Raw genomic sequence first — 16,174 nt, forward strand, 5'->3', positions numbered from 1 at the left:
GGAGTGTATAAAAAAAGGCTGCTGCATGCGGGTTGAAACACCGCTCCGCTACAACGTGTAGTTACATAACCCTTTTTAAAAACGCTCCTTATTTCATCGCTGGAAGTAAAGAGTAGAAAGAGCAAGAGTCAAGCGCCGCACATGCGCGGCGCTTGGAATGACCCAGAAGACTGTTACTTATCTCAGTCGTAGAGATCGGGACGGCTTTTTTATGATGCTAAACAACTATACATATTTCAGCATTTTGCATAATTCGGTTCCCAACGCTCGTAAGTACGATATATAGACGAATTAAACCGTTTCGATCTATATATCGCTGATTTGAAAACGCTCTTGGGATTTATGCAAAATGCTCATTATTTAATAACAATTTTAGACTCAATAAATCTTTACACTAAAGTGACTTTAGAGTCGAGCACCGATTTTTAGGCATCGCGGTGGAAGCCGAGGTCACGAAGGACGCGTTCCTGGTTGCGCCAGTCTTTTTTGACCTTGACCCACAGCTCCAAGAAAATTTTGGAACCCAGCAAATTTTGGATATCCTGGCGGGCCTGTTTCCCCACCTCTTTGAGCATAGCTCCCTGTTTGCCGATAATGATGCCCTTCTGGGAATCACGTTCCACAAAAATGACAGCCATAATATGCACGACACCGTTGTCCTGCACTTTCATGTCTTCAATCATGACCGCAATAGAATGCGGTACTTCCTCGCGCGTCATATGCAAAATCTTTTCCCGTACCAGCTCGGCAATGACGAACTGCTCCGGGTGATCGGTAATTTGGTCATCCGGGTAATACTGCGGACCTTCTGGTAAATACTTTTGCAACTGCTCCAGCAGGCGGTCGACATTGTTGCCCATTTTGGCCGAGATCGGCACGATTTCCGCAAACTCATAGAGCTTACGATATTGCTCAATCAAAGGCAGCAACGCTTCCGGTTCAATGCGGTCAATCTTATTCAGAACCAAAATAATTGGCGTTTTCACTTGTTTTAGCTGTTCTACAATAAAACGATCGCCTCCGCCTAAGCCTTCAGCGGCATCAATAAGAAAAAGCACCGCCTCCACTTCACCCAACGCATTAAAGGCGGTTTGATTCATATAATCGCCCAATTTAGACTGGCGTTTGTGAATCCCCGGAGTATCCAAAAATACAATTTGTGTGTCCTCTGTTGTATATACCCCGTGAATTTTGTTGCGTGTGGTTTGCGGCTTATCTGACATAATGGCGATCTTTTGACCAATGACATGATTCATCAGTGTTGATTTTCCTACATTGGGTCTGCCAACAATCGCGACAAAACCTGACTTAAAGTGTTTCTTAACCATTTCGTTTCCTCCAGCGCTATTAAGCGCCTATTTTTGTTTTGTTATTTTTATTACATGAGCTGACTAATTAACGTCAACAAAGGCATGTAAAACACAAATATGCCAATAATTACAGCAAACACCGCTGCCAGGAGCACGGCTCCGGCGGCGGTGTCTTTAGCCGCTTTGGCCAGCGGATGAATATCAGGTGAGATGAGATCTACTGCTGCTTCGACAGCAGTATTGATCAGCTCAGCTACAATGACTAAGGCCATTGCTATACAGACAAACAACCAGTCGAGCCGGGAGATGCGCAGGCATAGGCCTGCTACAATGACAAGAAACGCCACGACCACATGTATCCGCATATTAATTTGCGTACGCAGAGCATAGATCACCCCTTCTGCCGCATAGCGAAAGGTCATTCTCCAAGGCTGACGTCTCATTACCGTGTCAACCCCACTTGAGCCAGTACAGCTTCCTGCTTACCCATCATTTCAGCCTCACTCGCCTCATCCTGATGATCATAGCCTAACAGATGCAAGAAACCGTGAACAAACAAAAAGCCGATTTCACGTTCAATAGAATGTCCATATTCTTCGCTCTGAGCTTGCGCTGTCTGCACAGAGATAATAATATCCCCCAGCACATCGGGTACATCCTCCAATGAATTTTCTTCAATCGGTTCGTAGATGATTTCAAGCTCTTCATCCAGCGTTTCCTTCATAGCAAACGACAACACATCAGTAGGACGATCTATCCCCCGATAGTCCCTATTCAACTCATGAATTTGCTCATCAGTCACGAAGGTGAGAGCTACCTCGCCATCCGTTACTCCTTCCATCTTGCCTGCCTCTTCCAATAAGGTGTTCAGCAGCGCAATCAAGGATTCGTTAATTACCATATCATTTTGTTCATTGTTCCACGCTAATTGAAGGCCCATGCCAACCGCTCCTTTTAATTCTTAGTGCTCCAGCCGTGCTTCACGACAAATGATTAAGCTTTCTCGTTCTCGGGCTTGGGTCTTTCTTCGGGATATTCAATGCGGGAATGGAAAATCCCCATCACCGTTTCTTTGAGGGTTTGAGCTATGATATCAAGCTCCCGCATGGTCAGCTCACAGTCATTAAACTGGTGATCATCCAGTCGGCTTTTTATGATTTTTTCAATCATGGACTCCACCTGTTCCACTGTTGGCTTGCGTAAGGAACGAACTGCTGCTTCCACGCTATCCGCAATTCCCACCACAGCAGACTCTTTAGACTGAGCCTTTGGCCCCGGGTAACGAAAATCATCTTCAGTGAAGTCAGGCTCAATCCCCTTCTCTTCCGCTTCACGCAATGCCTTGTGATAAAAATAGTGCAAAAACGTCGTTCCGTGGTGCTGCTCGGCAATATCGCGAATTGGCTTGGGCAGCTTGTAATCCAATTGCATTTCCACACCGTCACGGGCATGGGCAATAATAATGGATTTGCTCAGCTTCGGCTCTATTGTATCATGTGGATTCTCCAACCCATTTTGATTTTCAATGAAGTACGAAGGTCTTTTTGTTTTACCAATGTCATGATAATACGAACCGACCCGGCACAACAGGCCATTGGCCCCTATAGCTTCCGCTGCGGCCTCAGACAGATTCCCCACCATTACGCTATGGTGATACGTTCCCGGTGTCTCTGTAAGCAGTTTGCGCAGCAACGGATGGTTGGGGTTGGACAGCTCGACAAGCTTTAATGCCGACAAGATGCCAAAGGTGGACTCAAAAAATGGCATTAACCCGATTACAAGTATCGCCGTAATCAAACCGCCTGCAAAAGCAAAAGCTACCCCATAAAGGGTCGTTGTTTGAGTCCAATTGGCTTGGTCAATCAATGCCAGAGAAAAAACAGACAATGCACCGAACAAGCATACCATAATGGCTCCCTTGAACAATGTGGAGCGCTGGCTAGCCCGATGAGTTGAGAAAATAGCTGCCAGACAGACTACAAGGGCAAAAAATCCAAAATTAAAGTCAAAAATCTGCCCCTGACGGACATTCAAAATGACACTCGCCAATATACTAAATATAACGGCACAAACGAAAGCCACCGACATATCAAGCAGCAGCGTTACGAGCATAGCGCCAAGCGCGATAGGCGCCAGATAGCCGATATAGGAGCGTTCACTGTTCTGCAGTATGGCAACGAGCAGCATTGCCCCTACCGTAATTACAAAGATCAACACGAGCATCAGCAATTGTGCATTATTATACTTGAAGTTTCGTGTTCGTGATTGGAATTGACGAATATACATGAATAGTCCCAGAGCCAGCATCGTAGACAGCATCAATAGGCCGAATTGTGGCCAATAGTTGATTTTATCCTTAAGCAGCTCGTTTTCATCAAGCAATGTGTAGATTTCCTGGGTAATAATTTCACCCTTCTTGACGAGTACCTCACCCTGCTTAATATAAACAGTTGGTGTATCTTCACGAGCCTGTACCTTGGCATCCTTCGTAGCTGTATCATCATAAAACTTGTTGGCTGTAATCACAAGCCGTGCAAGCTCCTGAACAACCTCCCGCGAGGTACGCTTGGTGAGAGAGCTTGTACTAACCCGTTCAGCTACCTTCGCACGGGCTGTCTGGGCATCCGTAATTTGATCATTCATCAAACCCGTCACAATCTCACGGGCAACGGGGCGCATCTCGGCAATATCCTCAGACGTAAGTCGTGGAATTTTAATGAACGTTTCCTCTGGGATGCGGTACGTTTGCTCCTTCGTCTTTTGCAGAACCTCATCCAGCAGCTTGTCCGGGTATGCATCCGCATTCCGGCTGTTGCTTACAAAATTCTGCACAAAATCCCGTGCACGCTGAGGAATTTCATCCTTATATATCGCAATCTTGTCCGCTCTGGATACCTGATCATCCTGATTGAGTCGTTCAATACGATCCAAAATGCCAGTAATCAGGTTATCGTTGCGAATCGGTACAATTGTATACATAGGCTGCACGCGTTCAGCTGATTCCTCTTGTGCCTTCAAGGTCGCCTTGCTGTTTGGAAGCTGCATCGGAGCGACAATTTCCTTTTCACTCGGTTGATTTATCCGGATATCATAGCGTTCGGGGAGCAGCTTGGACGCAAAACTAACATAAAAAAGAATCACCAAAAATAAAAACAGAAGATAGCGTGTCGCCACGCTATACTTCCATCCATTCATTCTATGTTGGAACGTTTTTCCGTTGGATAATTCCTTCGAGGTCATCTAAAACAATCCCTCTCCATTATCTTTTTCAAGGCAGCTACGCTGCTCACTTCAATCTGTGGATTGAACCAGACCACATTCGTGGCATGGATGCTACCCTTGATTTTCAGCAATTCGGTCATAAGCAACGATTATTTTCTGAACGAGAGAATGACGGACAACGTCCTGTTCCGCAAACTGGACAAAGCCGATTTCCTCAATCCCTTGTAAAATCGCATGGGCTTCAATCAAACCGGATTTTTTGCCACGAGGCAAATCAATCTGTGTAACATCGCCAGTGATGACCATTTTTGAGCCGAAGCCAAGCCGTGTTAAAAACATTTTCATCTGCTCCGGCGTGGTATTTTGCGCTTCATCCAAAATAATAAATGAGTCATCCAGCGTCCGCCCCCGCATATAGGCCAAAGGGGCAATTTCGATCAATCCGCGCTCCAGTGCCTTTGCAGTTTGCTCTGGGCCCATCACATCGTATAGCGCATCATACAACGGTCGCAGATAGGGATCAACCTTTTCTTGTAAATCCCCGGGCAAAAAGCCCAAATTTTCACCGGCTTCCACCGCAGGACGCGTCAGCACAATACGCTTGACGGAACCTTCCTTCAGGGCAGCTACAGCCAGCACTACAGCCAAATACGTTTTCCCCGTACCTGCTGGCCCAATTCCAAAAACAATATCGCGTTTCTTAATGGTTGTTACGTAGTGCTTTTGTCCAATCGTCTTGACCCGAATCGGCTTGCCCCGGAACGTGGTCGTAATTTCTCCCTTGAACAAATCGAGCAGCTGGTCAGCACGCAAATCTTTTGCCAGCTCAATCGCATAATGGACATCCCTTTCGGTCAGGATATATCCATTACGGATTAACTGGAGGAGTACATCGAACAATTGTTCGAGCACTTCGACCTCGTGAACATGACCAAAAACATTAACTTCTGCCTCACGAGATGCTATTTTTGCGGGAATAGCGGCTTCAATCAATTTTAAAAAGGAATCCTGCGGGCCGAATAACGCCTGTCCTTCTCCCGCATTGTTCAATGCAATTTGTATGCTGCGTTGTTGTTCTGCCAAATAGCCTCATTCTCCTTGGTTATGAACTAACGGAAGTTCTTCCGCAATATCCTGTTCCACTTCAAAAAGCACTTTCATATAAACTTTACCATTCTCTCTCTTCTCATGCAAAATTTTTTGGCTCATTATTTTCGTTCCTTTACCATATTTGGCTAAAATATCGGCGCGGGCTCCTTCTATTCCTGTTTTTTTCGCTTCTGCATCTGTAAGCTTTTCCTGCTGTATTTTGGTCTCTCTTACACTTTCGGTCATCCATCCAATCGGAAGTTTGTAGGAGCGCCACGTTAGCGGGTCATGCTCAACTGTTGTTTTATGGGCAGGATAAGGTACTTTTCCGTATCCCCAAAGCTGTACTGCACGGTTGCCCAGTACCAGATACAAGCGGTCGTGACTGTTTCCCGTGTATGTGCTGCTACGCCGCACCATAGGGCTGCTAATTTCGTATTCATGCCATACCAGTCCTTTAATTTCACCCTTGGCTACGACCAGTTGCTGATTCTCCTCATCTCCCAGCGTTCCTGAAATGAGAATGTCTCCTTTTTTGACACGTGTATTTTTATGCACAACAGGGCGACCCTGCTCGGCAAAAATTTCAGTAATTACTGCGTCTGCCTTGCTGATGAGATGACGAGGGCTGTAGAGCGGCGCAGGAGCAGGCTGTGAAGCTTCGACAACCTGAATCGTCACCAATGTGCCCTGCTTCTCCACACCGATCCAGGATGCCTGAGGAAGCTTTTGCATGAGCGCACGCGAAAGCTTGTCCTGGCTGGAAAGTCGAAAGCTCCATTGAAACGGATAAAGCCCTTCCTGTCGAGCAGCTTTGAGAATGGATTCCGTCGAGAGCTTGTCATTTCCCTTCACTTCAACATCCCAAATGAGCGATGACATCAGGAGCAGACCTATCCAGAATAGAGCCAGTCCTGCCAGAAAAAATTTACGTTTGGCAAGTCGGATAGCGATGAATGGAAGCCCTTGTCGCTTCAGAATATGCATTTTACAGCCTGTCTTTCTCAAAAGAGGACGCAGCAGGAAGACGTGCGGCAGCAGAAGGTTCATTTCTGCATGTTTCGTACCCATCGGCCGCACGTTCCAAACAGGTATATGATGCTCGGTGAGCAAATTGATGAAAGCTTCCACGCTTTCGCCGCTAACGGCAAGCGTCACTGTGCCACGCAGCTTCGTTAAAGCAGGATGTTTCATGAGCCTTCCTCCGTTCCTTCCATTTGAATATCGGTAATCTGTCCTTCCACACTGACTTGATCCGGTAAAATGGACGTAATGACCAGGTTATGCCCTGACACCCGCAGTTTGCCTTGTGCAAGCGCCAATACAAGCCGATCCGGTGTGAAATCCATAACCCCCCGGTGATTTTCCACATAAAGCTGGCGACTGCCAATGAGGGTTAACCGCGGCAGGTCAAATAGAATGTCCTGCGGAAGCTCCAGTGTTTCGCTGGCCCACTTTCGCAGTTTGCGGCTCATCCGGCTCATACGGCGAAATCCCCTTTCCTGTCATCAAAGCAGCTGTTATTATCAACAGCTAATTATTGTTTTGACGGCAGCTACGCTGCAAGTTTTTCATCGCTTCTGTCATTATCATACAATGTCCCTAGTTATCTTAATGATAGCTACGCTTCTATTTACATGGACTGCCGATAGCACTTAAATATGAACGTCATCACACTAGGGCCACAGATATCTTACTTTACATTTTATGATCCACTCATCGCATTTATGAGGCGAAACTGACAATTCGTATCAATCCCTATATTCCATCGCAAGAAGACAAAATTTTCAAAAAACTACAGCAAAAAAGACAACCCAGTTTTGTAATCAAAAACAAGGCTGTCTTTTTTGATATTATTCATATAAACGGTTATTTCTTGGAGTCGCGATTCAAAAGTGAGTTTTTTCTGGAGTACAAAAAGTAAACCGCCAAGCCAATAACAAGCCAAATCAAAAGCGAATAAAGGTCTGACCATTCAAATTAAGAATGAGTACAGCACACGAAATGATGGCCAGGATCGGAATATACGGAACCCCAGGACAGCGAAAGGCTCTTGGCAAATCGGGTTGTGTTTTTCTCATAACGATAACAGCGACCGAAATCAGAATAAATGCTGACAGGGTTCCGATGTTCACCAAACTTGCCAACTCATCCAGTGGAATTAGACCGCCCATTAGCGCAGATAAAGTTCCAAAAAACAATGTGTTAATATACGGCGTTTTATATTTAGGGTGAACCTTTGATAATACTTTGGGGACCAAGCCATCACGTGACATGGCAAACATGATGCGGGTTTGACCATAGAGCATAACCAGCATGACCGTTGTCATCCCTAAAATGGCCCCTATATCCACAATACCTGCAACCCAGTTCTGCCCTGCAACCTGCAAAACAAGTGATACCGGGTGGGAAATGCCCTCAAAATCCTTAAACGGCACAATACCTGTCATAATCCCGCTAACAACGACATATAAAAGCGTGCAAACCACAAGTGAGAAAATAATCCCCCGCGGTAAATCACGAGCCGGGTTTTTAGTTTCTTCCGCAGCAGATGAAACGGCATCAAAACCAATAAAGGCAAAAAACACAAGTGCTGCGGCCCCAAACACTCCACTAAAGCCAAAAGGCAAGAACGGTGTCCAGTGATCCGGCTTCACATATTTAACAGCAACGATGATTAATAATAAAATCACAATAATTTTTACAATAACCATGATATTGTTTATTCGTTTTGATTCTCGGATTCCAAAATAAAGCAATAACGTAATGCCCATCAAAATCAGAAAAGCCGGAAGATTGAAATAGGTGGGCTGATCCTTTAAAGCGCCTGGTGCAGCAGTTAATTCAAGAGGAATATGAATGCCGAGTCCATTCAGGAATGACACAAAATACCCCGACCAGCCTGCAGAAACCGCACTGGCGGCCAGCATGTATTCCAAAATTAAATCCCATCCGATAATAAAGGCCAGTAGCTCCCCCATCGTGGCATATGTAAAAGTGTAGACAGAACCAGAGATTGGAACAGTGGATGCAAACTCGGCATAAGCCAATGCAGCGAATAAACAGGCCAGCCCTACAATCACAAAAGAGATAACCAAACCCGGACCAGCCGTAACCGCTCCTGTACCTGTCAAAACAAAAATCCCGGTTCCGATAATGGCTCCAATCCCAAGCATCGTTAAGTCAAACGCGCCCAGTTCCCTTTTAAGTGCTTTTTCTCCCCGTGTAGCAGCAACCAACTGCTCAATGCTTTTTTTTCTGAATAGGCCATTACTCATCCATCCCATCCCCCTTAATATTAAATTTTTTATACATCTTACAAACCGCGCTTCCTCACCTCGATATAACGCATATTTTAGCTAAATTTGGAGTAATTTTTCATAAATATTTATCATTGAGAACATTATATATAAAAAAGAAAAAATGAAAACTGCTTTTGGAAAGCATCATTTATATTGTTACATTTGATCATTTTTCATGTAATTATTTTCACAAATAAAGCACTAAACTAGACACAATGCCACCTTTTTTGATGACAACGAATGTAAGAAAGCTGTGCGTTACATGGGATTATCACACTCATTGTCAGGTAAATAGAGCAGTTGTCGTTGCAACTTTTTTATTCTGGACGTGATTATGTATTTCCGATGCATTCCTGATGCATTAGTAAAAAAAGATCCGCCACAGCCAAAGCTGTGACGGATCTCACTGTCATTTAACGTCTATCTCTACTCATATAACGTCTGGAACGCGGAGGACCTAATATTTCAGCCCAAATCACACCTCTGCGCAGGTCAGCCGCATTGACCGTACTGCGCCCTTGTGATACTGGCTCTACCCCATCTGTAATCTCCCCAGACTCCCTCACATTGGATATGCGGTCGAGGCGGGCTAAAACCTTTCTGCGATCTTCCTCCATGGCACGAATCCGCTCTTCTAGAGTCGAACCGTTATCCGAGGATTCCTGCTCCATTTGTCCTTGCATTTCCGTCCGATCGTTCACTACCTCTTCCATACGACGAGCTTCCATACCTGACCGCCGTTCATTAGGAAATTGGCGTTGCAATTCTCCGGTAACATCCTGCCTGCTAGTCTGATTCTGCTCCTGTCTATGTCCCACGGTGATAGGCCTGGATGGCGGCTGGGGCCTGCGCGAGCTCTGATCACCACCAAAGGTGGGCATCCCATTTCCCGGAGGAGATTTTCGGCCCGTGCCTTGAATGCTTTTTCCCAGGAAGGATACCAATGCAAAGCCAATCACGATCAAGATATACAAATGCTCAAAAATCCAGCTGATAAAGTTCATTACTCACCGCCTTGCTGCCGTCGTCATTCATCGGCTATATCCCGTTGCTTAATCCCGGTTTTTGTCATTGCCCGAGTTCTCATTCGGTTTGCCCAAGGAGCCGCGCATTTGCGTATCTGCCTCAATATTTTTCAAATTCATATAGTCCATGACGCCAAGCTTCCCGCCACGCAGCGCTTCAGCCATAGCCAGCGGCACTTCGGATTCGGATTCCACCACACGCGCTCTCATTTCTACGACACGCGCCTTCATTTCCTGCTCCTGCGCCACAGCCATTGCACGCCGCTCTTCCGCTTTCGCCTGAGCAATACGTTTGTCTGCTTCCGCCTGCTCGGTTTGCAGGAATGCACCGATATTTTTGCCTACATCGACGTCTGCAATATCAATGGACAGGATTTCGAACGCTGTCCCTGCATCCAAGCCTTTGGACAATACAGTTCTTGAAATCGAATCTGGATTCTCCAGCACGTCCTTATGCGAATTACTAGAGCCGACGGTTGTAACGATCCCCTCACCGACCCGTGCAATAATCGTTTCTTCTCCGGCACCTCCGACAAGTCGATCAATGTTGGCACGCACCGTAACACGAGCTTTAACCTTTACTTCAATACCATCCTTGGCGACTGCAGCTACAATAGGTGTCTCAATAACACGCGGATTAACACTCATTTGGACTGCTTGCAAAACATCCCGCCCCGCAAGGTCAATCGCAGCAGCACGTTCAAATTCAAGTGGAATATTAGCCCGCTGCGCAGCAATCAATGCATTAATCACACGGTCTACATTACCACCTGCCAGAAAATGGCTTTCCAACTGGTTGATATTCAAACCCAGACCGGCTTTGGTCGCCTTAATCAGTGGATTCACAATTCGGCTTGGCGTGACACGTCGCAAGCGCATAGCCACCAGCGTAATGATACCAATCCGTACCCCTGAAGCCAATGCCGAAATCCACAGCATCACCGGGAAAAAACTGAAAAATACGCTCAATACAATAATCACTACAACGGCAATCAGCAAAATGCTGACGATCCCCGATTCGAACACTCGCATCATCCTCCATTTATCCAAATCTTCATTTTTCGCTTGTTTAGACGCTAGTGTCCGTCTTGACTACAATTCGTCCGCCTTCTACTTTGGAAACGATAATCGGCGTATCTGTGGCAATAAACTCTCCATTCGTTACAACATCAATACGCTCATCAGCAATAAGTACCGTTCCGGCTGGACGAAGTGGTGTCAGACTCACACCCCGCTGACCTAATAACATTTCCCGATTCACAACCGAAGAAAAACCTTGGTCCGCCGTTAAGCTTTCTTTAAGTACAAAACGGTTCCATATCCCTCGATCCTTGAATACAATCGCAATAATCGCCACCACGACAACGGCAGCTACAAAGGCAATGCCCAAGGATATAAATGCATGCTGCATGTCGTAAGCCGCTCGAACAACGCCAGCGACCAGGCTAACGGAACCCAATATGCCCAATATACCAAAGCTTGGAATGAACATTTCAAGTATAAGCAAAGCCAGGCCAATGATAAACAACAGCCATGTCTCTGAACCTGCAAAACCAGCGATATAATTGCCGAAAAAATATAAACCAAATCCGAGTATGCCCAAAATTCCCGGTACACCAAAGCCGGGTACAAGCAGTTCAATAACTACACCCGCGATACCGATAAATAAAAGCAATGTCTGTACGATCGGGTTGGTTAATATTTCGGCAGCTTTCTCAGCCGATGTTTGCTTCACATAAAATACATCATCTGTGCTGTAGCCCATCCACTGGATCACCTCTTGTTCTGAGGAGGCAATGTGATCCGCATAACCCAGCTTAAGCGCTTCCTCGCTGGTTAAAGAAATGATCTGGCCTTTTTCCTTATTAAAGTTCAGTTCCGGAATAGCTACGGCAATTTGGGAATCTACCATACCTCTCGCAATATCCGGATTACGTCCGCCAGATTCTGCGGCAGATGCCATGCTGCTCTTCCACCAGGCTATTATTTTCGGGTCCGTAACAGCCTGCCCCTTACTGTCCACCAATGCTGCAGCTCCAATAATACTTCCCGGCTTCATTACGATTTTGTTTGCGCTGAGCGCAATATAGCTACCCGCCGAGGCTGCTTCGCCCCTAATGTAGGCTACGGTCGGAATAGGGCTGTCTTTAATCAGTTTGCCCAGCTTATCCGCTGTATCTACCCGTCCGCCAGGCGTATTAATATCCAGCAAAATCAGACCCGCTTTGGACTCTGCTGCTTCAGCAAATCCACGTTCCATAAAACGGCCTAGGCCCTGTTCAATTTCCTGATCTATGGGTATAACGAATACAGATCCTCCTTTGGCTGCGGCCTCCGCTGATCCGGAATGAAATAATGGCAGCAGGATAACTGATATCACAATCCATAACGTTAAAAAGATCATTTTGCGGCTGGATTGGTGCTGTTCTCTGTGCATTTCTCTCCCCCCTTTCGATCTTGCTTTATTACAGCATATCAAACTTTGTTAGGTAAACTACACAATTTTCAGGATTTAATGTGAAATTATTGGGATTGTTGCTATTCCTGACGGCTGTCACATACTTTACGTATCTAACAAACATCACGTTTCATGCAATTATAGATAGCGCTTTCAAAAAAAGTTTTTTCGTATTACACGATCATGAGGTGAAAGATGGAAAATGCAGAAATAGCACCCTCTGTGAACAGAGGGTGCTGTGTTTTCCTGTTTGTCGCAGGTTTATTGCAGAAATTGTTGAACCGCCTGGTTCACGAGCTTACCGTCAGCGCGACCTTTTACCTTAGGCATCAAGGCCGACATTACTTTCCCCATCTCGGCTTTCGAAGAAGCACCGGTTTCCTGGATGGTCTGCTGTACAATAACTTTAATTTCTTCTTCTGAAAGTTGTTCAGGAAGGTACTGAGCGATGATCTCTATTTCTGCTTTCGTGCTTGCCGCAAGTTCATCGCGACTGGCTTTTTCAAATTCATGGAGGGCATCTTTTCGCTGTTTGATCTCACGACTCAGAATATCAAGCACTTCGTTGTCGTCCAAATCCCGTTTCAAATCTATTTCAAGATTTTTAATCGTAGAACGAACCATTCGAATGGTGGAGAGTTTGAACTTGTCCTTACTCTTCATAGCTTGCTTCATATCTTCGTTTAATCGTTCGCTCAAATTCATGGTTGCTCAGCTCCTCCTAGAACTTTCTCTTACGAGCAGCCTCGGACTTTTTCTTGCGCTTTACGCTTGGCTTTTCATAATGCTTGCGTTTCTTCACCTCAGCCAATACGCCATCCTTAGCAATGGAACGTTTAAAGCGACGAAGTGCAGCATCAATTGTCTCGTTTTTGCGAACTTTAGTTTCAGACACCAGTTTTCCCTCCCTCCGACCAGACCGTCCAAGAGCAATAACACGGTTCATCAAATTTTATTATAGGTGAAACGGAAACCGGGTGTCAACCTATAAGAAAAAATGAATATTTAAAGGAATATTTTTTCTCCATTCACTTCCGTATTACTGAAAGACAAGCCTTGTCATTTTTATGAATGTGAGTCCGAAATACTTGTCAGGGCCCCTAATTTGGCGCCGCCCAGCAGGTGATAATGCAGATGCCCAACCGCTTGTCCACTATCCGGGCCGCAGTTGTTGATCAGCCGATAACCGGACTCAGCGATTCCCAGCTTTTTCGCCACCTCAACCGCAACACGATGAATCTCCGCGATGAGAGGAAGATCCTCCTCTGTCACAGCATTCATCGAAGGAATATATTTCTTCGGGATAATGAGCACATGTACTGGCGCCGCAGGCTGGATGTCATGAAATGCAAGTACATTGTCAGTTTCAAGTACCTTTTTGCTGGGGATAGTTCCATCCACAATTTTCAAAAACAGATCGTCCATTCAAAACTCTCCTTTAGCAATGAGCCGATGATAAGCAATTAATGACAATTGCTCTCGGCATTCAAAGTATGTATGTCCCACGACCAAATAAAAGCATATACATTATACCTATATTTCTATATGTATCATAACGGAAAAAGGGGCTTAATACCAGTTTCCCTTTCCCACTTCCTCTATTATGGCTTTCACGCCCTCATCAATCTGATCCGGCTGTGCACGTGAAATGCTAATGCGTAAAAACTTTTCTTGTTCCCTATAGCCTGCCAAATAAAAGCCTTTGCCAGATATAACCTGGACCTTTCTTGCGGAAAGGCGCTGCACCAAGCGCTCCATGTTCACGATTCGAGGCAGCTTAAACTGCATATAAACTCCTGATGTTACAGGTGAGACTTCTACAAGTCCGGCCTGATTATATCGTTCTACCGCCTGGTTGAGAATACGAATGCGCTCTGAATACAGATTGCATATCGTATGCTTATGGCGTTCATACATTCCGTTTTTAATATAAATATCCAGCGCAGCCTGAGATAACATGGAAGTATCGACGTATCGTTTATAGGCCTGGAACGTTTTCAATAGGGCTTCTGGCAAAACTGCAACCCCTAGACGCAAGCCAGGAAAAATGATTTTTGAGAAGCTTTTCAAATAAATCACATGATCCGTCTGGTCATACGCATATATAGGATCAAAAAAATCATCAACTCCCAAATCAGCCATATAGTCATCTTCCACAATGTACACATCGTATTTGGCCGCCAGGGCAGCTATAGCCTTTCGCTTCTCCGTGTTGTATGAGCTTCCCAATGGGTTATGATATCTTGACATGGTATAAAAAAATTTGATGTTTCCGTTCTTAAATTGATTCTCCAATTCCTGCAAATTCATACCTGCTGCTGTTCGGGCAATAGTGCTGACAGGTATATTCTCTTCCTCCAAAAAACGCAAATAAATATCGTAGCTTGGCTGCTCAACCAAAACCTTTTCTTTGCCGTTGGGAAATGGCATCTTAGCGAGTATTTCCAGCGCTTGCTGAACACCAGAAGTTACGATAATCCGGTTCATTTTTGCAAACACCTGATTATCAGCCAAATGGGAAACCAATGTATGACGCAGTGTCTCCAGCCCTTGTGAATCCCCGTAAGTGAACAAATGATATTTGTAGGTATCTATAGCCTGGTTCAAACAATGCTGAAAATCCAAATACGGAAATACGTTTAAGTCCGGAGATGCCGAAGTAAAATCAACGATGTCATCCATATGGCTATGGCGCACATCGCCAGAATTCTCCACTACATAATATCCGCTTTGCGGTATGGAATAGATGGCGTGTTTCTTCTCAAGTTCAGCATAGGCCCGCAAAATCGTGCTTTTGCTGCACCCGTATAGCTCCGAAGCGTCACGGACTGAAGGCAGCTTATGACCGGATTTGTATTGACCCTCACGAATTTTAAGCTCTATATCCGATAAAATGAAAATATATTTTTTCACAAACACCCTCCTATCGCATTTTTGGTTGTACATATCCTATCTAGTTTTACACCTGATATTAACACGCTTGGTAGATGAACAGATACCCATAGTATAAAACTGTACCGATACAGCTGCGATAATTTAAGATGGGATCATTGGAACTAATTATTTGGGATGGAAAAAGAGATAAAAAAGGCTGTTTCTTCTTGATGGAAGAAGCAGCCTTTATGGTGTGAACATATATAATTTTGTAGTAAAGCCGCTTGGCTGCACATATAAAACATGATCATTATGTGCGCTGACTATATGAACACAGTGGGGATGTGCACTATGGCGATAGGGCAATCGGTGGCTTAATAGTAAGGCAGCAGGCCAATCGCAGTTAGCGCAGCCAGTGGCAGAATCAGACGATTAAAGCGGCGGCGCCCAAAAGGGAAGCCGTATCCGAATCCATATCCAAAAGCAGGATAAGGTGGATAAAACGCATATCCCCAAAAAGCGCGAGAGCCGCCACAGCCGCAGTTGCTGGGTGGATAAGGGAGATTCACGTTCGCATTCGCATTCACGTTCACGTTCGCGTTCTCCATCTCGCCCCCGGGAACGGCTAAATACAATTTTTCATCATCCACATGTTCTACGATCCCATCATACATGGTTCCGTCCTTCACCCATACGCATACATAACGATGCATATGCTTTTGACATAGTGTTTTAGCATCCGTTTGTTCCGGTGCTGTAACGGTTGGCATGCTATTTTCCATGGTTGTTTCCTCCTAGGCTCTTGCATGTATACCGTATGTTATTCAAAAACGGGCTATGTGCTACAGAAAATTGGGCGAATTTCGGATTGCAAAAAAAAGAAGCACCCCGGAG

At 45.3% G+C, this 16,174-nt stretch carries 15 protein-coding genes and 1 pseudogene; all 16 read right to left on the bottom strand.

Annotation, left to right across the window (positions count from 1 at the left end):
* Nucleotides 1-425: 425 nt before the first annotated feature.
* The 16 genes and pseudogenes from era to GCU48_RS01890 all read right to left on the bottom strand — a co-directional run bounded on the left by era (nucleotide 426) and on the right by GCU48_RS01890 (nucleotide 16,062).
* Nucleotides 426-1,328, bottom strand: coding sequence for a GTPase Era (gene era / locus GCU48_RS01815; RefSeq protein ID WP_152378843.1), 903 nt, complete (start codon nucleotides 1,326-1,328; stop codon nucleotides 426-428).
* Nucleotides 1,329-1,378: 50 nt separating this feature from the next.
* The gene (locus tag GCU48_RS01820; protein ID WP_152378844.1) at nucleotides 1,379-1,753 is read right to left on the bottom strand and encodes a diacylglycerol kinase family protein; all 375 of its coding nucleotides are present in this window, start codon (nucleotides 1,751-1,753) and stop codon (nucleotides 1,379-1,381) included.
* Nucleotides 1,753-2,250 carry an rRNA maturation RNase YbeY gene (ybeY, locus tag GCU48_RS01825; protein ID WP_152378845.1) on the bottom strand — a complete coding sequence of 166 codons (498 nt, stop codon included), beginning with the start codon at nucleotides 2,248-2,250 and terminating at the stop codon, nucleotides 1,753-1,755. Before ybeY ends, GCU48_RS01820 begins: the two co-directional genes overlap by 1 nt.
* A gap of 53 nt (nucleotides 2,251-2,303) precedes the next feature.
* Nucleotides 2,304-4,550, bottom strand: coding sequence for an HD family phosphohydrolase (locus GCU48_RS01830; protein ID WP_152378846.1), 2,247 nt, complete (start codon nucleotides 4,548-4,550; stop codon nucleotides 2,304-2,306).
* Between the two features lie 93 nt (nucleotides 4,551-4,643).
* On the bottom strand, nucleotides 4,644-5,615 hold the full coding sequence (locus tag GCU48_RS01835; RefSeq protein WP_025719788.1) for a PhoH family protein: 972 nt from the start codon (nucleotides 5,613-5,615) through the stop codon (nucleotides 4,644-4,646).
* A 6-nt stretch (nucleotides 5,616-5,621) separates the two neighbouring features.
* Nucleotides 5,622-6,815: a sporulation protein YqfD gene (gene yqfD / locus GCU48_RS01840; protein ID WP_152378847.1), complete on the bottom strand. Its 1,194-nt coding sequence runs from the start codon at nucleotides 6,813-6,815 to the stop codon at nucleotides 5,622-5,624.
* Nucleotides 6,812-7,105, bottom strand: a complete 294-nt coding sequence (gene yqfC / locus GCU48_RS01845) for a sporulation protein YqfC (RefSeq protein ID WP_010345357.1) — start codon at nucleotides 7,103-7,105, stop codon at nucleotides 6,812-6,814. The genes yqfD and yqfC overlap by 4 nt, the downstream gene beginning before the upstream one ends.
* Nucleotides 7,106-7,490: 385 nt before the next feature.
* Nucleotides 7,491-8,899: pseudogene (gene bcaP, locus GCU48_RS01850) on the bottom strand (branched-chain amino acid transporter BcaP).
* Nucleotides 8,900-9,336: 437 nt separating this feature from the next.
* Nucleotides 9,337-9,927, bottom strand: coding sequence for a hypothetical protein (locus GCU48_RS01855; RefSeq protein WP_152378848.1), 591 nt, complete (start codon nucleotides 9,925-9,927; stop codon nucleotides 9,337-9,339).
* A 48-nt stretch (nucleotides 9,928-9,975) separates the two neighbouring features.
* Entirely contained in the window at nucleotides 9,976-10,974 is a 999-nt protein-coding gene (gene floA / locus GCU48_RS01860; protein WP_280116419.1) for a flotillin-like protein FloA, read from the bottom strand.
* A gap of 43 nt (nucleotides 10,975-11,017) precedes the next feature.
* Nucleotides 11,018-12,385, bottom strand: a complete 1,368-nt coding sequence (locus GCU48_RS01865) for an NfeD family protein (RefSeq protein WP_152378849.1) — start codon at nucleotides 12,383-12,385, stop codon at nucleotides 11,018-11,020.
* 282 nt (nucleotides 12,386-12,667) lie between these two features.
* Nucleotides 12,668-13,111 (bottom strand): GatB/YqeY domain-containing protein, encoded by a 444-nt coding sequence (locus GCU48_RS01870; RefSeq protein WP_007431248.1) that lies wholly within the window; start codon nucleotides 13,109-13,111, stop codon nucleotides 12,668-12,670.
* A 16-nt stretch (nucleotides 13,112-13,127) separates the two neighbouring features.
* Entirely contained in the window at nucleotides 13,128-13,301 is a 174-nt protein-coding gene (rpsU, locus tag GCU48_RS01875; RefSeq protein WP_005547957.1) for a 30S ribosomal protein S21, read from the bottom strand.
* 170 nt (nucleotides 13,302-13,471) lie between these two features.
* On the bottom strand, nucleotides 13,472-13,831 hold the full coding sequence (locus tag GCU48_RS01880; RefSeq protein ID WP_025719801.1) for a histidine triad nucleotide-binding protein: 360 nt from the start codon (nucleotides 13,829-13,831) through the stop codon (nucleotides 13,472-13,474).
* A 144-nt stretch (nucleotides 13,832-13,975) separates the two neighbouring features.
* On the bottom strand, nucleotides 13,976-15,319 hold the full coding sequence (locus GCU48_RS01885; RefSeq protein ID WP_025719802.1) for an aminotransferase-like domain-containing protein: 1,344 nt from the start codon (nucleotides 15,317-15,319) through the stop codon (nucleotides 13,976-13,978).
* Nucleotides 15,320-15,654: 335 nt separating this feature from the next.
* Nucleotides 15,655-16,062: a hypothetical protein gene (locus GCU48_RS01890; protein WP_152378850.1), complete on the bottom strand. Its 408-nt coding sequence runs from the start codon at nucleotides 16,060-16,062 to the stop codon at nucleotides 15,655-15,657.
* Nucleotides 16,063-16,174 lie beyond the last annotated feature (112 nt).

Source organism: Paenibacillus brasilensis, from assembly GCF_009363115.1.
In the GTDB taxonomy this organism is placed as follows: Bacteria; Bacillota; Bacilli; order Paenibacillales; family Paenibacillaceae; genus Paenibacillus; species Paenibacillus brasilensis.